Raw genomic sequence first — 20,147 nt, 5'->3', positions numbered from 1 at the left:
CCTATACCGCTTCTTCGTGCGCGGCCTTGCCGGGGAAGCGTTTTTCCAGCGCGCTGACAATGAGCTTCATCTTCGATCCCAGCGAGCCCTTCACCATGATCACGTCACCGGCACGGACCGCGGCGACCGCCTGCGCTTCGAGCGCCGCCGAGCTCTCGGCATAGCCTCCCCGCTTGCCGGTGGAAAGGGCATCCCACAAATTCCGCATCAACGGACCACAACAATATACGAGGTCGATGCGGTTGGCGGTCACGGCTTCGTTGAGGCCGCAGTGCAAATCCGGCCCGGTCGGCCCGAGCTCGAGCATGTCGCCGAGCACCGCGATGCGGCGGCCATGCGGCCCGGTTTTGGCCTGGCCGAGCACGTTGAGGGCGGCGCCCATCGAGGCCGGGTTGGCGTTATAGCTCTCGTCGATCAACGTCGCCTCGCCATGGCCGACCTCGAGCGTGCGGCGGAGGCCGCGCCCGGTCGGCGCCTCGAGCTGCGACAGCGACAGCGCCGCGCGCGCGATATCGGCGCCGAGCAGCGAGGCGCCCGCGAGCACCGCGAGCGAGTTCATCGCCATGTGGCGGCCGGGCATGCCGATCTTGTAGGTGATGTCATGGTCCAGGATATCCGCATGCACCGCCGAGCAGGTCGCGTGCAGCGAGAGGTCAATCAGCCGCGCCTCGGCGCGCTTGTCGGCGCCGAACGAGACGATGCGCGAGATGCCGGCCTGCTTGGCCTGCTTGGCCTGCTTGTGCAGCCGTGCGAATTGTCCATTGTCGCGGTTGAGCACCACCGCGCCGCCGGGCTCGAGCCCTGCGAATATCTCCGCCTTGGCGTCGGCGATCGCCTCGATCCCGGAGAAGAATTCCAGGTGCACCGGCTCGATCGTGGTGATGATGGCGACATGCGGCCGCACCATCTTCACCAACGGCGTGATCTCGCCCGCATGATTCATGCCGATCTCGAACACCGCAAAGCGAGTGCTCGCCGGGCAGCGAGCCAGCGACAGCGGCACGCCCCAGTGATTGTTGAACGACGCCACCGAGGCATGGGTCTCGCCCTGCGCCGACAGCACACGCCGCAGCGCCTCCTTGGTCGAGGTCTTGCCGACCGAGCCTGTCACCGCGATGATCTTTGCGTTGAGCCGCGCGCGCGAGGCGTGGGCGAGTTCGACAAGGCCGGCGAGCACGTCGTCGACCACCAGGAGCGGCGCGTCGGCAGGAAACTTTGCCCGTTGCGCGGTCTCGACCACGGCGAGTGCCGCGCCGGCCTTCAGTGCCGCCTCGACGAAGGCGTGGCCGTCATGGACGTCGCCCTTGATGGCGAAATAGGCCTCGCCCTTTGCAATGCTGCGGCTGTCGATCGAGAGCCCGGTGACGCCCTCCGGCAGCGTGCCTTGGGTCGCGGCGCGCATCGCCTTCGCCATTGCATCCGAGGTCCACAACATCGTGCTCATGCGCCCTCCTCGGCCAATGCATTGGCGACTGCTTCATGATCGCTGAACGGCAAGGTCGTGTTGCCGACGATCTGCCCGACCTCATGGCCCTTGCCGGCGACGACCAGCGCATCGCCCGGCTCCAGGCCGGCAATCCCGGCGCGGATCGCAGCGGCACGGTCGCCGATCTCGCGCGCGCCCTTCGCCGTCGCCATGATCGCGGCGCGGATCGCCTCCGGCTTCTCGCTGCGCGGATTGTCGTCGGTGACGATGATGTGATCGGCATTCTCGGCCGCGATCGCGCCCATGATCGGACGCTTGCCGGCGTCGCGATCGCCGCCGGCGCCGAAGATCACGACGAGCTTGCGCTTCGCATAGGGCCGCAGCGCCTGCAGTGCTTTGGCGAGCGCATCGGGCTTGTGCGCATAGTCGACGAAGATCGGCGCGCCATTGTGCTCACCGACGAATTCCAGCCGGCCTTTTGCGCCTTCGAGATGTTCGAGAGTGCCGAACACGTCATCCGCGGCACTGCCGGTGCCGATCGCAAGGCCCGCCGCGACCAGCGCATTCTCGATCTGGAATTCGCCGACCAGCGGCAGCCGGATCGCGCATTTGCGCCCGCGGTGCTCGATCGCGAGCCTCTGGGCAAAGCCTTCGATGGCAGCATCGGCGAGACGGATGCCCTCACCCGCATCGGCGTTGCGCCCGACCGTGATGATGCGCAAGCCGCGCGCCCGTGCCGCGTCGATCACCTCGGCCGAGCAGTCATGATCGGCCGAGATCACGGCGGCGCCGCCGTCGGCGACGAGATCGCGGAACAGCCGGAGCTTGGCATTGAGGTAATGCGCGACGTCGGGATGATAATCCATGTGGTCGCGCGACAAATTGGTGAAGCCGCCGGCTTCGATGCGCACGCCGTCGAGGCGATACTGGTCGAGACCGTGCGAGGAGGCCTCGAACGCCAGATGGGTGACGCCGTCGCCCGTGATCTCGTCGAGCTGGCGATGCAGCGCGATCGGATCCGGCGTGGTCAGCGACCCGTAGACGGTGCGCTTGTCCGACACGAGGCCGATGGTGCCGATGCTCGCGGAGGAGTGACCGAGCCGCTGCCAGATCTGGCGCGTGAATGCCGCGACCGAGGTCTTGCCGCTGGTGCCGGTCACCGCCGCGATCGTTTTGGGCTGGCGGGAAAAGAATTTCGCCGCGGCGAGCGCCAGCGCGCGGCGCGGATTCGGCGTGATCACGAACGGCGCGCGGGCGTGACCCTGGCCTTTGCCTTGACCTTGCGGCAGATGGTCGCTGGCGACTGCGACCGCGCCTGCGGCAATCGCCGCATCGACAAAGCGCGCGCCGTCGGTCCGGCTGCCTGATAGCGCGAAGAACAGGTCGCCCGGCTTCACCGCACGGCTATCGACCGCAAGCCCTCCGACCGTGACAGAGGAGGCACTCGGATCGATCGTGGCGTCATCGCTGAAGAGGTCGCGAAGTCTCATGATCTTGCAGTCTGGCCGGCGCTGTTCTGGCGCCGCGTTCATGTACGCCTTACTGGGTTGTTCTGGATGCCGCAAGAATAAGGCGGTCGGACGGCGGCAGGTCGAATCGCGGTTCGACGCCCAAAAGCGGCGCAATTCGGGCGATCACATTGCCGCCGGTCGGCACCGCATTCCAGCCCGAAGTGATGAAACCATAGGTCTCCTTCAGGGGCTGCGGCTCGTCGAGCATAATCAGCAGCTGGTATTTCGGATTGTCGGCGGGCAGGATCGCGGTGAACGCGTTCAGCACCTTCTTCTTGGCGTAGCGGCCGTTGATCACCTTCTCCGCGGTGCCGGTCTTGCCGCCGATATAGTAGCCCTTGACGTCGGCTTTCTTGGCGGTGCCGATCTCGGCGTTGAGCCGCATCAGATAGCGCATCTTGTCCGAGGTCTCGGGCTTGATGACGCGCTTGGCGAGCGCCATCGCTTCCTGCTCAGTGCGCTTGAGGAAGGTCGGCGGGATCAGGTAGCCGCCATTGACCAGCGCGTCGATGCCCATCACCGCCTGCAAGGGTGCCACCGCGACGCCGTGACCGAACGAGATGGTGACGGTGTTCAATTCGCCCCACTTCTTCGGCACGATCGGCGAGGCGCTCTCCGGCAATTCGGTGCGCAGCCGCTCGAGCTGTCCCATCTTGCGCAGGAAGGCCTTGTGCGCGTCGACGCCCATCGCCAGCGCGATGCGCCCGGCGCCGATGTTGGAGGAATAGTAGAACACCTCCTTCATGTTGATCATGCGGCCCATGTTGTGATCGTCATGGATCGCGAACTTCCCGTAATGCAGCGGGCCGCGCGCATCCCACATCGAGTTGAGGTCGAACCTGCCGCTATCCAGCGCCATCGCCAGTGTGAACGCCTTGAAGGTCGAGCCCATCTCGTAGACGCCGGTGGTCAGGCGGTTGATGCGATCGGGATCGTGCGCCTCCTTCGGATTGTTCGGATCGAAATCCGGCAGCGACACCATCGCCACGATCTCGCCGGTGCGCACGTTGGAGACAAGGCCTGAGGCGGCCTTGGCCTTGAACTTCTCCTTGGCCTTGATCAGTTCGTCGCGCAGCGCGTGCTCGACGCGCAGGTCGACCGACAATTCAACCGGCTTCTGCAGCCGGTCGGTGGCGAAGCCCGCGCGATGCAGATCGGCCAGACCGTTGCTGTCCAGCCACTTCTCCATCCCGGCGATGCCCTGGTTGTCGATGTTGACCAGGCCGATCAGATGGGCGACCTCGTTGCCGGTCGGATAGACGCGCTTGTTCTCGCGCAGGAAGCCGACGCCGGGAAGGCCAAGCCGGTGGATGTCGGACTGCTGCTTCGGCGTGATCTCGCGCTTCAGCCAGACGAAACCCTTGCGCGACGACAGGCGGTCGCGCACCTCGCCGGTGTCGAGATCGGGCAAGGTCGCGGTCAGAAGCTCGATCGCCTCGTCCTTGTCGATGAGGCGGCGCGGCTCGGCGAACAGGCTCGGCGCCTTGACGTCGGTGGCGAGGATTTCGCCGTTGCGGTCGGTGATGTCGGGCCTGGCGGTTGCGATCGCATCCTGCGAGGCGGCGCGCCGCGCGCCATGGCTGTCGGCGCCGACCGCGAACAACACCAGCCGTCCGGCCAGCACGCAATAGACCACAGCAAAGGCGACAATGGCCAGACCGACGCGCGCGCGCGCCTTCGCGGCACGGTCGACATTGCTGCCGTACAGCAGCGTGCGGATCAGCCGCTGGCTCCAGGGCTCGGGCTTGGGCTCGGGCTTCCCGGCCGGTTTGCCGGCGGGTGCCGGATCGGTCATGGCTGGTCCCGTCATTGCTGGTCTCCCCCGCCCTGATCGGTGTCCGCGGTGGGCGCAAGCTGATCGGCGGCCGACTGGTCTGACGCCGGCTTCGCAATCGACCCGGTGGTGCTGTCGGGCGCGGCGGCGGCCTCGATGGTGTCGATCATCGCGCCGATCGGATCGCGCGAACCGGGCCGCGTGAAGTTCGGCGGCCGTTCCGGCAGGTTCTTCAGGGAATCATACTGGTTGGCGTTGACCGGCTTCAGCGGCAGATGCCGCTCGGCAAGCCCCTGCAGCCTGAGCGGCGCGTCGAGCTTGGCCCATTCGGCGCGCAAGGTGGCGATGGCGTTGCGCTGCTCGCGGATTTCCGCGTTGAGCTGAAGCACGCGTTCGACGCGGGCGGTCGATTCCATCTTGATGCGGTAAACATAGGACGCCGCGAAGATCAGCATGCCGATGACGAGGAGATGGAGAAGGCGCATCGTCACCCTCCCCGCTTCAGGTCTGACAGCCGCGGCCATGACGGCAGGTCGTCGTCGGCATGCACTGGCGCTGTGGTGCGTTCGGCCGCACGCAGTTTTGCGGAACGCGCGCGCGGATTGGCGGCGAGTTCGGCTTCGCCCGGCGTCACCGGACGCTTGGTCAGGATCTGAAAGCTCGGCGCTGCCTGCGCGACCTCGGGCAGATGCCGCGAGCCGCCGGCGACCTTGCCGCGTTCAGTGAGGAAATTCTTGACGATGCGGTCTTCCAGCGAGTGGAACGAGACCACGACGAGCCGTCCGCCCGGCTTCAGCACACGCTCGGCCGCGGCGAGCGCGCGATGCAGCTCGTCGAGCTCTTCATTGACGAAGATGCGCAGCGCCTGGAAGGTACGCGTCGCGGGATGGATCTCGTTCGGCTTGGCGCGCACGACCTTGGCGACGATGTCGGCCAACGCCTGCGTCGTCGTGATCGGCGCGTCCTTGCGCGCGGCGACGATGGCGCGGGCAACGCCGCGCGAATGGCGCTCCTCGCCGAAGATATAGATGATGTCGGCGAGCTCTTTCTCCGAAGCGGTCGCCACCACATCGGCCGCGGCCGGGCCGCTCTGTGCCATCCGCATGTCGAGCGGGCCGCCGAGGCGGAACGAGAAGCCGCGCTCGGCCTGGTCGACCTGCATCGAGGACACCCCGACGTCCATCACGACGCCGTCGACCGCATCACACCCCTGCGCGGCGCAGACCTCGGCAAGATCCGAGAAGCGGTCCTCGACCAGCGTCAGGCGGCCGCCGGCGCCGTCGACCAGATCGAAGCCGCCTGTTATCGCGGTGCGGTCGCGATCGATGCCGATCACGCGCGTGTCGGCGACATCGAGGATCGCACGGCTGTAGCCGCCGGCGCCGAACGTCGCGTCGACATAAATGCCGCCGGCGCGCGGATCGAGATACGCGACCGCCTCGCGGCCCAGCACCGAAATGTGACGGGGCGCACGCTCGCTCATGCGCCGCCCCTGGGCAGGGCCGCGTAACTGGCATGCAAGCTGGCTGCGCGCCGACTCATTGCGCCTCGAATCCTCGCGCTTTACCTGACCGTTCCTGCGAAAAAGCCGCTGCGTGAAACCAGCGCCAACTCCCGTCCTCGGCCGCAAATCCTGATATCCGACCGGAATTGGGAGGGTTTCCATGGGATTTCGCGCAAAAGCGGACCTTGGCCGTCCCCCGAAAACGGTTCGGCACTTCAGCTCTCAGTAACGGCACTTAACGTTAAGAAAACGTTGATCATCGGTTAGCGGAATCGCGCGCCTTTGATCCACTTTCGAGTGATGCGCTCGGCCCCCGCTCGGGGCATCATGTGCGCCCTGGAACCGGCAGGCCGATTGCGCGGCCTGCACGGTAAAGGAATAGTAAACGCCTATTTGTTTATCCATATGTCAAAATGCTTTCTCCTGGTTCGGGTTTGAGTGATTCGTATGGCTTCAGGTTCGTCTTCGTCCGGCAACGCCGATCAGAAGCGTCAGCGCGCCCTCCCTGTTCCGAAGGGAGTGGCCGACGCGAAGACGTTCACGCCGGATTCCTCGATCGCCTCCGACGTGATCCCGTCGGTCAATTTCGGCGACCGCGCCAATGACCGGCAGCCCGACATGATCCTGCTGCACTACACCGGCATGCCCGACGTCGAGGGCGCGATCACCCAGCTCTGCACCGCCGGCACCGAGGTCTCGGCGCATTACATCGTGCTCGAGGACGGACGGATCGTGCAGTGCGTGCCGGAGAGCAAGCGCGCCTGGCACGCCGGCGTGGCGGCGTGGGCCGGCGAGGACGACATCAATTCCTGCTCGATCGGCGTCGAGATCGTCAACCGCGGTCACGATTGGGGTTATCCCGATTTTCCGCTGCGCCAGATCGCCGCCGTCATCGCGTTGTGCCGCGGCATCATGCTTCGCCGCAAGGTGGTCTCGCATCGGGTGCTCGGCCATTCCGACGTGGCGCCGGCGCGCAAGAAGGATCCCGGCGAGAAATTCCCGTGGCACTCGCTGGCCAATTCCGGCGTCGGGCACTGGGTGCAGCCGGCGCCGATCGTGCGCGGCGACGCGCTGCAGTTGGGCGCGATCAGCGACAACGTCTCCAACATGCAGGCCGCGTTCCGCCGCTACGGCTACAACATCCCGACCAACGGCAAGTTCGACGGCGCGACCATGGAGGTCGTCACCGCCTTCCAGCGCCACTTCCGCCCCGAGCGGATCGACGGCATCGCCGACCGCTCCACCATGGCGACGCTGCACGCGCTGCTCGAAAGCCTGCCGCCGGATGCCGCGGCGCCAACGGTGGTGGCGAAGGAGAAGTAGGCAATAGGCGCTCACCGAATCTGCTCCTCGCCCCACTCTTGCGGGGAGATTGCATCTGCGATGCAATCCGACCTCTCCCCGCAAGCGCAGGGCTGTCCGGGGAATGATTCACTGTGTCGCGGTGCATGCTCGGCAAAACCGAGGCAAATCGGTCTTTTCTGGTTGTCGAGACACAGAAGGCCGAGCATGCGATTTCGCGATAGCATTTTTAGTAGGCTGCTTGAACCGATCAATCGGCGGCAGTTTCAGACGGCTGTGGATCGTCTGGACGGGGATGCCTACGACAAGTCGTTCAAGAGCTGGGATCACCTGGTAGCGCTGATCTATGCGCAGTTGAGCGGGAACAACAGCCTGCGCGCCGTGGTGACCGGCTTCAACGCCAATCCTCAGCATCACTATCATCTGGGCACCGGCAGGTTGTCCCGCTCGACGCTGTCGGATGCCAATACCCGCCGCCCGTCCAGCATTTTTGCGCAAACCTTTGCACGATTGTCGGCGATGGCAAGCCGGCAGTTGCGGGGCGAAGGCAAGGAGATGGTGCGCCTGATCGACGCCAGTCCGATCCCGCTTGGCAAAGTTTGCACCTGGGCGGTGTGGAACGGCCGCATCCGCGGCATGAAGCTGCACGTGGTCTACGATCCCAAGGGCGATATCCCGAAGTGCGTCGAGGTGACGGCTGCCAACGTCAACGATATCGAGATCGGTCGCCAGACTCCGATCCAGGCCGGCACAACCTACGTGTTCGACAAGGGATATTGCCGTTTCGACTGGTGGCAGAAGATCAATGATAGCAAGGCTTTCTTCGTGACCCGGCCGAAGACGAGCATCCGGCTACGCGCGGTCAGGCATCGCACCATCCGCAACAGCAAGGGGGACGGCTTCAGGATCATCGTCGACGACGAGGTGAAGCTCACCAGTAAGGGCGACTCGCGTTTGCCGATACCGCTGCGGCGCATCAAGGTCAGGCGGGAGAACGGCGGCGTGATCACGCTTCTCACCAACGATACGACCCGAACGGCCGTCGAGATCGCCGCCCTCTACAAGAGCCGGTGGCAGATCGAACTGCTGTTCCGCTGGATCAAGCAGCACCTCGACATCCGCAAGTTCCTCGGCACCAACGACAATGCAATCCGCCTGCAAGTGCTTGCTGCGATGATTGCCTACCTACTGTTGCGCATTGCCGCGCGGACCAACTGCATCAAAATGCTGCCGCTCAGGCTCGCCGAACTCGTCAGCCAGTTCCTGTTCACCCGGCGAGCCTTCGCCAGCATCGACAAGCCTCCGCCAATCAACCCTAGCCGCCGCAAATGCAGAACGCCCCTCAACCAGATGGAACTCTGCTATGGTTGAATTTCCCCGGACAGCCCTGCCGCAAGCGGGGCGAGGTGACTTCACCCCAGTTCCGCGATCCGCCGCGCATAGAGCCGCCGCAGCGGCTCGAGTTGCGTCGCGGCGGTCGCGGCCAGATACGCCGCGCGCGCTTCGTCTTTGCGGCCGAGGCGGCGCAGCAAATCGGCGCGCACCGCAGGCAGCTGGTCGTATACCTTCAGGCTGCCGCGCGCGTCCAGCGCATCGATCAGGTCGAGCGCGCGCGCCGGGCCGTCGACCATCGACACCGCGGCGGCGTGGTTGAGCTCGATCACCGGCGACGGGCTGATGCGGAGCAGCACCTCGTAGAGACCGGCGATCTGCGGCCAGTCGGTATCCTCATAGCTCGGCGCCCGCGCATGCAGCGCGGCGATCGCGGCCTGCACCGCATAGGATTGCGGCCGGCCCGGCATTCGCAGCGCCGCCTCGACCAGCTCGAGGCCTTCGGCGATCTGTTGGAAATCCCACAGCGAACGGTCCTGCTCCTCGAGCAGCACGATGTCGCCATCAGCGGTCTGGCGGCCGGCGCGGCGCGCATCGTGCAGCAGCATCAGCGCCAACAGGCCCTTGATCTCGCCGCGCGCCGGGATCAGCGCATCGAGCAGCCGCGCCAGGCGGATCGCCTCGCGCGCAAGATCAGGCCGCATCAGATCCTCGCCGGAGGTCGCGGCATAGCCTTCGGTGAACACGAGGTAGATCACCGCGAGCACGCCCGCAAGGCGCGGCTCCAGCGCCTCGCGCTCCGGCACCTCATAGGGAATGCCGGCGAGTTTGATCTTCAGCTTGGCGCGCACGAGGCGCTGCGCCATCGCGTCCTCGCTGACCAGGAACGCGCGCGCGACCTGCGCCGTGGTCAGCCCGCACACCGTACGCAGGGTCAGCGCAACCTGCACCTCCGCGGCAAAGGACGGATGGCAACAGGTGAAGATCAGCCTGAGCATGTCGTCGTCGAGCGTCGCATCGGCCGGCTCGGGCGGCGCCTCCGCATCCAGCAACAATTGATGCGTCAGCTCCTGCTGCTTGCCGCGAAAGCTGACGGCGCGGCGGACGCGGTCGATCGCCTTGTTGCGGCCGACATTGACCAGCCAGGCGCGCGGATTGGCGGGGAATTCGTCGATCGGCCAGCGCTGCAGCGCGACCGCGAAGGCGTCCTGCAGGGAATCCTCCGCCAGATCGAAATCGCCGACGAGACGGATCAGCGTCGCGAGCGCCCGGCCCGCTTCGTCGCGGAAGACTTTCTCGATCTGGCTCGGGGTCATGTCCATCCATCGTTACTCAGCGGCCGCGCCAGGCGACGCGGCCGCTGCATTCATGATGCGACAATGGCGTCACCGCGGATTGTCGTAGATCATCACCGGCCTGACTTCGATCGACCCGTCCCTGGCGCCGGGGATCCGCGCCGCAAGGCCGAGCGCAGTGTCGAGATCCTTGGCCTCGACCAGATAATAGCCGCCGAGCTGTTCGCGGGTTTCCGCGAACGGACCATCCGTCGTCAGCGTCTTGCCGTCACGGACCCGCACCGTGGTTGCCGTCGAAACCGGCTGCAGCCCGTCGCCTGCCTTGAAGTGGCCGCTCTGGATGATGGACTGGGTGTAGACTCCGTACTCCGCCGACAACGCCTTGCGGTCGTCAGGGGTCATGTGCGCGTATTGCGCGTCGCTCCGGTAGATCAGCAACAAATACTGCATCTCATCTCTCCTCTTGATCGGCTGGATCGCCGACACCCAGTCGAACGGGCGACACGAAAGACGACATCATCAGGATAAATTATTTGGCCTCCCGGCGTGAATGCATCTCCCGCCTGGCGATGGTCGGACCAAGCCCAAGCCTATATCGGATAATTCGATAGTAACAGCCAATATTATTCGTTTGTCTAATTCATCGCGGCGCGTAGCCTTGCGGCCGGATACTCGGAGGACCCGCCATGAGATCACTGCCGCAAACAGCAACGCACCTTTCGCGGCTCCTGCGGACGCTGTACCGAATCCTGCGCAGCCGGATCGTGACAAGACCGGGCCACCGCGCCAGCCAGGTCGCTTCCGCCATCGCCGCGAGCGGCAATCCCCTGGGCGTGTGAGGCCGGCCATGCGACGGGTAACCGCGCGTTTGAAGGCGCTGCGTCAGCTGATCGCCGACGAAGGGCTGACCATCGCGATCCTGGCGGCGGTCGCGTCCGTCACGGTGATCGCGTTTGGCTTCCGTGCGGAAGCCGACCTCGTGGTCTCGATGCTGATCATCGGCGTCGTCACGGCGCTGGCCGAAACGCGTCTGCGATCGGGAAGATAGCTGGCGTTCGCACGGCCGGTTTCATGATGACGATCCGGCTTGCTGCGCCGCGCGGCGCCGCAATTCCTTGAGTTCCTCGAAACGCTTGGTCACGTCGCGCATCACGGCCACGGTGCCGGCGACGTGTCCCGCGTCGTGCAGCATCACGATGGTGAATTCGACGGAGATGCGCGCGCCGAGCTTTGTCAGCGCAGGCACCGACAGCAGATCGCCCTGACCGTAACGGCTGGTCCCGGTCGCCATCGCGTGCCGGTAGCCGGCCCAGTGACGCGCACGCAAGGCTTCCGGAATGATCAGGTCGAGCGATTGCCCGATCGCTTCGTCGGCCGTGAAGCCGAACATCCTGACCGCACCGGGATTCCACAAGGTGATGCGGCCTCTCGCATCGGTCGCAACGATCGCGTCGGACGCGCCATTGAGCAACGCGTCCCCCACCGCTGCCGCAATATCCATCGCTTGACCTCCAGCTGATCCCGATCCTGCTCTGAACTCGGACGTTCGCGCTGACAAGCGAAGAATCGCGATGCGATCGATCGGCGATACCGATATCAATCGCGCCGCCTCCGCACGCCCGACTTCGGCCGTGCGACGTCCGCACCGGAACGGGCCTGGGATGCCGCGAGGCGGTGCATGATCTCGACCGCGCGCGCCAGATGGTCGTCGGGGCTATCAGCCGGATAGGCGACATAGGCCGGCATCGCAAAGCTGGGCGCGCCGGCGACGGCGTGCAGCCGCCGCGCCTTCAGGAGCGGCTCGACGATGCGGCGCGCGAAGAAGCCGGAGCCGCCATTCTCCAGAAGGTGCTGCAATCCAAGCCAGCCGATATTCACCGTCAGCGCCGGGCCGGCGAAGTTCGGAAACAGCGTAGAGTGACGCGCATAGAATTCAGCACCCCAATCGACATAGACATAGCCCTGCCCCGGCTCCGGTGCGCTCTTGGGATCGGTCGAGACCAGGATGAGCTGCTCCTCGAACAACTGTTCGACCTTGAGGCCGGGGCGGCTCTGCGGCGTGTACATCACGCCGATATCGATGCGGCCCTCGACCAGCCCCTGCATCAATTCGGGCTCGAGCGCGCTCTCGGCGCGGATCGAGACGTCGGGATGTGCCTGCGTCATCAGCGGCAGCCAGCGCAGCAAATACTCTTCCCAAAGTCCGATGCGACCGCCGACCACCAGCGTCGCGGAAAACCCCTTGGGGATTCCGACATCGTGGCGTGCCTGCTCGACGGTGCGAACCAGCACCGAGGCGTGCCGCTGAAACTGCCGGCCCGCCGGCGTCAGCGTGGTGCCTGCCTTGTTTCGCACGAACAGCACGCAGCCGAGCTGCTGCTCGAGCGTGTGAATGCGGGTGCTGACCGTCGACTGGCTGACGTGAAGACGTTCCGCCGCAGTAATGAAGTTGCCGGCGCTCACCACCGTCAGGAACGTTCGGGCCAGTTCGGTGTCCATGGCGCGAAACCCTTTGGCACGAAACCCTTGGATCGATGAATTCGATATCAAAGGGTTATCCTTCGCGAATGTCAAAACCGGGCAAATCGGCCCGAGTTAACCATCGCTATCGCTTGACGCCGCGCAGCAAAGACTTCATGCCTAGCCCGTCAGTCGGCCGGACGGCCGCTCCCGCTGGTGCCGAAAGGCCGCGGGGGAGGAAAGTCCGGGCTCCATCGACATGCGGTGCCGGATAACATCCGGCGGGGGCGACCCCAGGGAAAGTGCCACAGAGAACGAACCGCCTCGCTTCGCCTTCGGGCTTGGCCGGGTAAGGGTGAAAAGGTGCGGTAAGAGCGCACCGCGTTTCCGGCAACGGAGACGGCATGGCAAACCACACCGGGAGCAAAACCGAATAGGGACGGCAACGCGGTTAGTTCGCGCACGCGCGATAACACCGCAGGGCGATGTCAGGCCCGCTGTCCGGGTAGGTTGCTCGAGGCAAGGTGCAAACCTTGTCCCAGAGGAATGGCCGTCACGTACCATTCGCAAGAATGGTGCCCTACAGAACCCGGCTTACAGGCCGGCTGATATCCTAAAGCGTTTTCGAGCGAAGTGGGGTTCCGATTCGCGTGAAGAAAACGCGTCTTGCTAAGGTGGACCATGAGGGGCTCGGCGCAACACGCCGGGCCCCTCGCCATTTCCGATGTGCCACCTGTTGCGCGCTGTGATGTTGATCGCCTCTTTGCTAAACTGCGGGCACGGCACTGCACCTTCGAGGGCATCAAACCACGCTGCTGATTTCGCCAGGACAATCCGCAACGCAGGGCACACGCAGGAGGCAAAAGGCATGACCTATTTTGATCTCGGGCCGTACAGCCGCAAAGTCACGACATCCTCGCCGGACGCCCAGCTCTGGTTCGACCGCGGGCTCAACTGGCTGTTCGGGTTCAACCACGGCGAAGCGATCAAGTGCTTCCGCAAGGCTCTCGATTACGACGCCGAATGCGCGATGGCGCATTGGGGCATCAGCTACGCCGCGGGGCCGAACTACAATCTGCCCTGGGTTCGCTATGACGCACAGGGACGCCAGATGGCGCTACAGGCCTCCTACGACGCGATGCAGGACGCGCTCGCGCATGCGGGAAAAGCAAGCGCGCTGGAACGGGCGATGGTCGAGGCGCTGCCCGCACGCTATCCGCAGCGCGAGGCGATCGAGGACATGGCGCCGTGGGACAAGGCCTACACCAGGGAGATGCGCAAGGTGTTCGCGGCCTTTCCCGACGATCTCGAGGTCCGCGCGGTGCTCGCCGAATCGATCATGAACGAGACCCCGTGGCAGATGTGGGACCTGCCCTCCGGCAAGCCGGCCGAGGCTGCCGGCACCGAAGAATGCAAATCGATCCTCGAACAGGCATTCGACAAAATTCCGGCGGCGTGGGATCACCCGGGCCTGCTGCACCTCTACGTCCACCTGATGGAGATGTCGCCGTTCCCGCAGCTCGCGCTGCGGGCCGGCGACCGGCTGCGCGAGATCGTGCCCGACAGCGGTCACCTGATTCACATGCCGACGCATCTCGATGTGCTGTGCGGGCATTACAACGACGTGCTGCGCCACAATCAGAAGGCACTGGCGACCGACCGCAGTTTCCTTCGCTATTCGGACGATCCCGGCGTCTACCTCGTCTACGTCATCCATAACTTCCACTTCGCGATCTACGGCGCGATGTTCCTCGGCCAGTACGCGCCCGCGATCGCTGCTGCCGAGGAGTTGATCGCCACCGTGCCGGAGCCGGTGCTGCGCATTCCGTCGCCTCCGATGGCGGATTTCCTCGAAGGCTATCTGACGATGAAGCAGCACGTGCTCGTGCGCTTCGGAAAGTGGCGCGAGATCATCGAGCAGAAATTGCCCGACGATCGCGACCTCTACTGCTCGGTAACGGCGATGATCCACTACGCCAAGGCGGTCGCGCATTCGGCGCTCGGCAATGTCGCGGAGGCCGAGGCCGAGAAGGCATCGTTCGTGGCGGCGAAGGCCCGGGTGCCGGAGAGCAGCCTCCTGCATAACAACAAGATGGTGAACCTGCTCAACGTCGCCGAAGCGATGCTGAACGGCGAGCTGGAGTACCGCAAGGGCAACTATGACGTCGCATTCGGGGAGCTGCGCAAATCGGTCGAGCTCTCCGACGCGCTGCCCTATGACGAGCCCTGGGGATGGATGCAGCCGCCCCGTCACGCGCTCGGCGCGCTGCTGCTCGAGCAGGGACATATCGCGGAAGCCGAGGCGGTCTACCGTTCCGATCTCGGTCTCGACGGCAAGCTCAGCCGGGCCTGCCAGCATCCCGACAATCTGTGGTCGCTCCATGGCCTGCACGAATGCCTGCTTCGCCGCGGCGAGAAGGCGGAGAGCGCGCTGATCAAGCAGCGGCTCGATCTCGCGCAGGCGCGGGCGGAGATCCCGATCAAGGCATCCTGCTTCTGCCGACGGACGGCGATGGCCGCGTAGGCGGCCGCTGCCAACCCAGGGCGGCGATCGCGATGCGGACCGCGCCATTGCTGGCGTTGTGGCGGCAGCATCCCCATCTAGCGGGAGCCCGTTCGAGCGGCATGACAAACCACAACGGGAGCAAAACCGAATAGGAACGGCAACGCGGTTTTCGAGCGAAGTGGAGTTTCGGTTCGCGTCAAGAAAACCCGTTTTGCCAAGGTGGTCCATGAGGGGCTCGCCGCAACACGCCGGGCCCCTCGCCATTTACAGTGACCGTCATTCCAGGGCGCGCCTTGCGGCCAGCAGTGCCGACCCGTCGCCTCGCGTCAGAACGACCCGAATGCGGTGCCGATCGCAATCACCGCTGCGAGCGCGATAACGGAACTCACAATGCCCACCATGACAATGTCGAGATAGCTTTCGCGATGCTTCAGCCCACAGATCGCGAGCAGGCTGACGACCGCGCCGTTGTGAGGCAGAATGTCCAGTGTTCCCGAGCCGATCACCGCGACGCGATGCAAAAGGCCGGGGTCAATACCCGCCTCCGCGGCAAGATCCATGTAGGTCCGGCCCAACGCATCGAGCGCAATCGTCAAGCCGCCGGAAGCCGACCCCGTCAGTGCGGCAAGGATGTTCGTCGCGACCGCGAGCGACACCAGTGGGCCGCCTTCAATTCGCAGCACCCAGTCCCGCACCACGCCGAAAGCGGGAAGCGAAGCGATAACGGCGCCGAATCCGACAAGGCTTGCGACGCTCAGCGCCGGCAGGACCGACGCGTTGGCACCGGCATCCATGGTTCGTCGTAGTTCAGGCAGTCGCGTCCAGTTGCAGAGGATGACCGTCACGATCGCTCCAGCCAACGCCACGACAACCGACCAAACACCGGCCACGGCAGCCAGTGATGTATTTCCCCACCGCTGTTCGGCCAGGAATGAGAAATCAAGCCGAGGCAGGACAACGAGCGACGTCACCAGGTTAACGGCGACGACCACGATCAGGGGTAGGACGGCGTTGAAAATCGGGACAGCGGCGTCGCTGTGATATCCGTGGCGGATCTCCGCCGGGTCGAATTCTCGCGCCGTCGTAGCCCGCTCGCGCAACAGCTCATCGTCGGCTGCATCCTCCGAAACCGGCGGCTCGTCGCCATAGCCCTCATTTGCGCGACGCGCTGCTTTCTCTGCGCGAAGCAGCCACCACAGCCCGACGCCCAGCATGATGATCGATGCGACAACGCCGAGGCCCGGTGCGGCAAAGGGGGGCGTGCCGAAGAAAGGCATCGGTATCGCATTCTGTATCGACGGCGTGCCCGGCAGCGCCGACATGGTAAAGGTCGAAGTCCCGAGAATCACCGCCGCCGGTACCAGACGACGCGAAATCCCCGCCGTGCGAAACAGCGACTGCGCCATCGGAACGATGACAAAGAACGCGACGAAGAGGCTGACGCCACCGTAGGTGACCAGTGCACCTGCGAGCACGACCGCGAGGATGACCCGGCGTTCGCCCAGACATCGGGAGATGAAGCCCGCGACCGCAGTGACCGCGCCGCTGTCATCCATGAGCTTCCCGAACACGGCGCCAAGCAGAAAAATGGGAAAGAACTGCGCGAGAAACTCCGACGCACTGCCCATGAAGGTCTGCGTCCAGTTGGCAAGCAACGGCTCGCCACCGAAGGCTGCGGCCACCAGCGCACAGAGCGGCGCGAGCAGCAGGACGCTCCAACCGCGGAAAGCAAGACAGACCAATAGTCCAAGCCCGACGAGAATGCCGAGAAGGCCCATCGCCTCAGCACTCCGTCAGCAGAATATCGAGATCAGCGGTCGAACGCTCACCGAGATCGGCGCCATGCGCGTCGAGGAATTCGCCGGCGGCTCGCCGCCCTTCCTCGTGCAGCTTGGCCACGAAAGCCCATTCGGCATTAAGCTTGGATGACGAACCGAACGTCGCAAGCATGTCGCTCTTGATCCGGTGCGTCTTCATCTGCGCCCAACGGGCACCTTCTCCGGTGCCAGGGTCGGCAACTTGACGAAGCAACGCGATCATCCGCAGCTCCTTTGCCAGCGGCGAATTGAACGAGATCTCGTTGAGTCGGTTGAGAATGTCCGCGGCCGTGCGCGGCTGCTCCAGTCGCTCGGTCGGGTTGATCTGGACGAGGACGGTGTCGCGCGCGTCGGTCTCGCGAACGAGCGGCGTAATCGTGGGGTTGCCCGCATAGCCGCCGTCCCAATAGGGCTCGCCATCGATCTCGATCGCAGGAAACATCGTTGGCAGGCAGGCCGACGCGAGCAGGACATCCGCGGTAATCTCCGCGTTGCGAAAAATCCGTCCGCGACCCGTGCGCACGCGTGTGGCGGTTATGAAGAGCTTGATCGGCGCGCGTGCAAGACGCTCGAAATCGATGCTGTCGTTCAATATGTCGCGCAGCGGATTGAAGCCCAGCGGATTGAGGTCGTAGGGTGAAAGCATCCGCGACATCAAATCGGTGAAGAGATAGGCCGGAGAGCTGTCGAGCGACCAGCGTCCCATCAGGCGGTCGAGCGGCGACCGTTGCAACGGACTGAATGCGGCGGCGCGCGAGACGCTTTGCCAGTATTTTTCAAGCGCTTCACGTGCGCCCGCAGCGCCGCCCGCGGTCCAACCGTCTGCCAGCACGGCGGCGTTCATCGCTCCGGCCGATGTCCCGGATATGCCCGCAATCTGAAACCATGGCTCTTCGAGAAGCCGATCCAGGACGCCCCATGTGAACGCACCATGCGATCCTCCACCCTGGAGCGCCAAGTCTACGAGCACGGGGCTACGGTTCATGAGACCACGTTCACCAGCACGCGAGACGCTCATTATGTCGCGGTTTGGCCGAACATGCGAGCCAAAGTTGCGGTCACCGCCTGGTTCCGATGGCGAACTTCGAACGACGTCGCCTCATCCCGCAGCGAAGCGACCCAATCGCTTCAGCGTCGCCATAGGCCCACGTTTCTTAAAAGGCGACATACATGGGGCGGCGGGCGTAGAGTGCGCCCTTCGCGGAGGATCGCAGATGGACCTTCAGAAGATCATTCAGGCGGCACGCAAGATCAGTCGCCGCTCAGGCTTCATCACTTTTGATCAACTGAATGAATTGTGCCCGAAAGAGCTTAGCGCCGACGACGTCGAAGCGCTCCTCGGCGCGCTCAAGAGTGAAGGAATCCGCCTCGCGGACAATGAGGAGGAGGCATCGTCGGGGCCATCATGCTCATTCTGCGGAAAGGCCGCGCCGCAGGTCCTGCAACTGGTGGCAGGACCCAAGGCATTTATCTGCAACGAATGCGTCCAACTCTGCGTGCAGGTCTTTGCCGCCGACCATCCGGAGTGGCTGGCGGAGCATCGAAAGTTTGTCGAGCGGTTGCCGAGCAAGCCCTGATCGGGTCCGAAATCCCACGTAAACAATCTCCTGCGGACTCTGAACGCCGAGTTGCAGGCCCGAGCGCGATCGCATGCGCTGCTCGGGAAGCTCGGAAACAACGCCATCAGCCAGTTAGGACGATTGCGGCAGCGTCAACAGAATGCCCGGCAAATAGAACTTCGAATGCGGTGGCAAATTAGCCATCCAGCGGCGTTAGAGCTATGATCGGCTGGAGCTGGACGTCTCCTTCTGCCCGGGATTCAGGAAATCAAACGGAGGATTGGTAATGTCGGTCGCCTGCAAGTTCGAGCGCAGCATTCTCAGCCACGAAGAATATGAGGCAATCCGCCTGACGCATCATCCCGCCATCTACAACGTCGAGGTGGCTGAGCTTGAGGCTACGCGACCCCGCTTGCGGAAGATGCGCGACAAGGAGCGAACGGTCAGCCGACAAAAGCAGCGAGAGAGCCGCGGAAAAGCCGAGGCTCGCGGGACAAGCTTTCCAGGAACCGACAAGCATGCTTCAGAACGAAAGCAAGTCTTCGCGGCGGCGGTGAAGCGGGTGAACACGGAGCTCAGGCGTCTGCATAACCTCGCAGCTCGGACCGCGCATGTCGAAGCAGCTCGAAAGGCCCTCGCACTGCACCGAGCCGCGAACTTCATGACTCGTCCCTCGGCCGGCGCTACCGCGGGCGACGGCATGGTGCCGAAGCCAAGCGAACGCCGAAGAAAGATCATTGCAGGCGCGAAAATCGGACGAGTATCGCAGGCGACGAAAGTCGCTCAGGCCGTGCGCGACGCGCGTGGTGCATGACCCCGGGCAAACAAACGCACCTGATTGATTTCGGCCGAAGCTTCGCATCGCCCCGGAACGACGGCTCGTCAGGAAACGATCTCCTGCAACAGCGTCATCAGCGCCTCCGGCGCGGTGACGTTCGGCGAGTGGCTGGCGTCGATCTCGAAATAGCGCCAGCCGGCTTCGTTCCTGGTGCGCCTGGCGAACTGGCCGAACGTGTCGGCCTGGGTGGTGCGGGTGGCGTAGATGTAGCTGCGCGGCAGGGTCGTCTCGCCGTGCTGCAGCTTCAATTTCTGCTCGAAGCATTTGATCGGCATGTCGACCCGGCGCGCGGTCAGCCATTCGACGTCTTCGGGAGATGTGTCCGGCGGCGTCGGCGTCGGCGGGATACGCCAGCCGTCGGCGTCGTGCGCGAGCTCACGCATGGTCTCGATGACCGGCTCGTTGAGGTCGAACAGCGACTGGCCGTCGCGCGGCACGAAGGCATCGAGATAGATCAGCTGCGCGATGCGCTCGCGCACCCGGTCGGCGACACCGGTCGCGACCATGCCGCCATAGGAATGGCCGACCAGCACGACGTCACGCAGGTCTTCGTATGAGATGACGTTGAGCATGTCGCGGATATGCGCTTCCAGATCGAGCCCCCGATGCGCAAGGTGCGCGCGCTCGCCGAGCCCCGTGTAGGTCGGCGTGATCAGCCGGTACCCGGCAGCCTGCATCAACGGATGCATCTTCTTCCAGACCCATCCTGCCGACCAGGCGCCGTGACAGACCAGAAAGGTTTTCGACGAACTCGAAGTCATTGGGATGCTTCCATTCCGATTATGGTTGATGAGCCGCGATTTCGAAGTGTACCCCCCACGCG

General features: G+C 64.5%; 17 protein-coding genes, 1 other RNA gene and 1 pseudogene. 7 read left to right on the top strand and 12 right to left on the bottom strand.

What is annotated here, in order from left to right:
* Window position 1 precedes the first annotated feature (1 nt).
* The 5 genes and pseudogenes from HAP54_RS25190 to rsmH form a co-directional block, all read right to left on the bottom strand.
* Window positions 2–1,444 carry a UDP-N-acetylmuramoylalanyl-D-glutamyl-2,6-diaminopimelate--D-alanyl-D-alanine ligase gene (locus tag HAP54_RS25190; RefSeq protein WP_166304637.1) on the bottom strand — a complete coding sequence of 481 codons (1,443 nt, stop codon included), beginning with the start codon at window positions 1,442–1,444 and terminating at the stop codon, window positions 2–4.
* Window positions 1,441–2,916 (bottom strand): UDP-N-acetylmuramoyl-L-alanyl-D-glutamate--2,6-diaminopimelate ligase, encoded by a 1,476-nt coding sequence (locus HAP54_RS25185; RefSeq protein WP_166304634.1) that lies wholly within the window; start codon window positions 2,914–2,916, stop codon window positions 1,441–1,443. The genes HAP54_RS25190 and HAP54_RS25185 overlap by 4 nt, the downstream gene beginning before the upstream one ends.
* Before the next feature lie 49 nt (window positions 2,917–2,965).
* Complete coding sequence (locus HAP54_RS25180; RefSeq protein ID WP_166308354.1) at window positions 2,966–4,732, bottom strand: peptidoglycan D,D-transpeptidase FtsI family protein; 1,767 nt, start codon at window positions 4,730–4,732, stop codon at window positions 2,966–2,968.
* Window positions 4,733–4,806: 74 nt separating this feature from the next.
* Window positions 4,807–5,196 (bottom strand): annotated as a pseudogene (gene ftsL / locus HAP54_RS25175) (cell division protein FtsL); the annotation flags it as partial.
* Between the two features lie 2 nt (window positions 5,197–5,198).
* Window positions 5,199–6,194, bottom strand: a complete 996-nt coding sequence (gene rsmH, locus HAP54_RS25170; protein ID WP_166304628.1) for a 16S rRNA (cytosine(1402)-N(4))-methyltransferase RsmH — start codon at window positions 6,192–6,194, stop codon at window positions 5,199–5,201.
* A gap of 468 nt (window positions 6,195–6,662) precedes the next feature.
* Here rsmH and HAP54_RS25165 point away from each other — a divergent pair, with 468 nt between their 5' ends.
* Window positions 6,663–7,538, top strand: a complete 876-nt coding sequence (locus HAP54_RS25165) for an N-acetylmuramoyl-L-alanine amidase (protein ID WP_166304625.1) — start codon at window positions 6,663–6,665, stop codon at window positions 7,536–7,538.
* 186 nt (window positions 7,539–7,724) lie between these two features.
* Window positions 7,725–8,888, top strand: a complete 1,164-nt coding sequence (locus tag HAP54_RS25160; protein ID WP_166298459.1) for an IS4 family transposase — start codon at window positions 7,725–7,727, stop codon at window positions 8,886–8,888.
* A 41-nt stretch (window positions 8,889–8,929) separates the two neighbouring features.
* Here HAP54_RS25160 and HAP54_RS25155 read toward each other — a convergent pair whose 3' ends face one another.
* Both HAP54_RS25155 and HAP54_RS25150 read right to left on the bottom strand, forming a co-directional pair.
* Window positions 8,930–10,165 carry an RNA polymerase sigma factor gene (locus HAP54_RS25155; RefSeq protein WP_166304623.1) on the bottom strand — a complete coding sequence of 412 codons (1,236 nt, stop codon included), beginning with the start codon at window positions 10,163–10,165 and terminating at the stop codon, window positions 8,930–8,932.
* A 69-nt stretch (window positions 10,166–10,234) separates the two neighbouring features.
* On the bottom strand, window positions 10,235–10,594 hold the full coding sequence (locus tag HAP54_RS25150; protein WP_029078916.1) for a YciI family protein: 360 nt from the start codon (window positions 10,592–10,594) through the stop codon (window positions 10,235–10,237).
* A gap of 397 nt (window positions 10,595–10,991) precedes the next feature.
* Between HAP54_RS25150 and HAP54_RS25145 the strand changes: the two genes are divergently transcribed.
* Window positions 10,992–11,192 carry a hypothetical protein gene (locus HAP54_RS25145; RefSeq protein WP_166304620.1) on the top strand — a complete coding sequence of 67 codons (201 nt, stop codon included), beginning with the start codon at window positions 10,992–10,994 and terminating at the stop codon, window positions 11,190–11,192.
* Window positions 11,193–11,213: 21 nt separating this feature from the next.
* On the opposite strand, the gene HAP54_RS25140 is transcribed toward HAP54_RS25145, so the two are convergent.
* Both HAP54_RS25140 and HAP54_RS25135 read right to left on the bottom strand, forming a co-directional pair.
* On the bottom strand, window positions 11,214–11,645 hold the full coding sequence (locus HAP54_RS25140; protein ID WP_166304617.1) for a PAS domain S-box protein: 432 nt from the start codon (window positions 11,643–11,645) through the stop codon (window positions 11,214–11,216).
* A 95-nt stretch (window positions 11,646–11,740) separates the two neighbouring features.
* On the bottom strand, window positions 11,741–12,643 hold the full coding sequence (locus HAP54_RS25135; RefSeq protein ID WP_166304614.1) for a LysR family transcriptional regulator: 903 nt from the start codon (window positions 12,641–12,643) through the stop codon (window positions 11,741–11,743).
* A 149-nt stretch (window positions 12,644–12,792) separates the two neighbouring features.
* Between HAP54_RS25135 and rnpB the strand changes: the two genes are divergently transcribed.
* Window positions 12,793–13,217: RNase P RNA component class A (rnpB, locus tag HAP54_RS25130), an RNA gene on the top strand.
* Between the two features lie 255 nt (window positions 13,218–13,472).
* Window positions 13,473–15,128, top strand: a complete 1,656-nt coding sequence (locus tag HAP54_RS25125) for a hypothetical protein (RefSeq protein WP_166304612.1) — start codon at window positions 13,473–13,475, stop codon at window positions 15,126–15,128.
* A gap of 308 nt (window positions 15,129–15,436) precedes the next feature.
* Here the strand turns inward: HAP54_RS25125 and HAP54_RS25120 are convergent, their stop codons facing one another.
* Together HAP54_RS25120 and HAP54_RS25115 are read right to left on the bottom strand one after the other, a co-directional pair.
* Window positions 15,437–16,888: a GntP family permease gene (locus HAP54_RS25120; protein WP_166304609.1), complete on the bottom strand. Its 1,452-nt coding sequence runs from the start codon at window positions 16,886–16,888 to the stop codon at window positions 15,437–15,439.
* 4 nt (window positions 16,889–16,892) lie between these two features.
* Entirely contained in the window at window positions 16,893–17,912 is a 1,020-nt protein-coding gene (locus tag HAP54_RS25115; RefSeq protein WP_166304606.1) for a patatin-like phospholipase family protein, read from the bottom strand.
* A 229-nt stretch (window positions 17,913–18,141) separates the two neighbouring features.
* On the opposite strand from HAP54_RS25115, the gene HAP54_RS25110 reads away from it, so the two are divergent.
* Together HAP54_RS25110 and HAP54_RS25105 are read left to right on the top strand one after the other, a co-directional pair.
* The gene (locus tag HAP54_RS25110) at window positions 18,142–18,504 is read left to right on the top strand and encodes a ClpX C4-type zinc finger protein (RefSeq protein WP_166304604.1); all 363 of its coding nucleotides are present in this window, start codon (window positions 18,142–18,144) and stop codon (window positions 18,502–18,504) included.
* Between the two features lie 268 nt (window positions 18,505–18,772).
* Window positions 18,773–19,300 (top strand): hypothetical protein, encoded by a 528-nt coding sequence (locus HAP54_RS25105; RefSeq protein ID WP_166304601.1) that lies wholly within the window; start codon window positions 18,773–18,775, stop codon window positions 19,298–19,300.
* Between the two features lie 68 nt (window positions 19,301–19,368).
* Here HAP54_RS25105 and HAP54_RS25100 read toward each other — a convergent pair whose 3' ends face one another.
* Complete coding sequence (locus tag HAP54_RS25100) at window positions 19,369–20,085, bottom strand: alpha/beta fold hydrolase (RefSeq protein WP_166304599.1); 717 nt, start codon at window positions 20,083–20,085, stop codon at window positions 19,369–19,371.
* Window positions 20,086–20,147: the final 62 nt, after the last annotated feature.

This window comes from Bradyrhizobium sp. 2S1 (genome assembly GCF_011516625.5).
GTDB classification, from domain to species: domain Bacteria; phylum Pseudomonadota; class Alphaproteobacteria; order Rhizobiales; family Xanthobacteraceae; genus Bradyrhizobium; species Bradyrhizobium septentrionale.
This window is presented reverse-complemented; position numbering and strand designations above follow the sequence as displayed.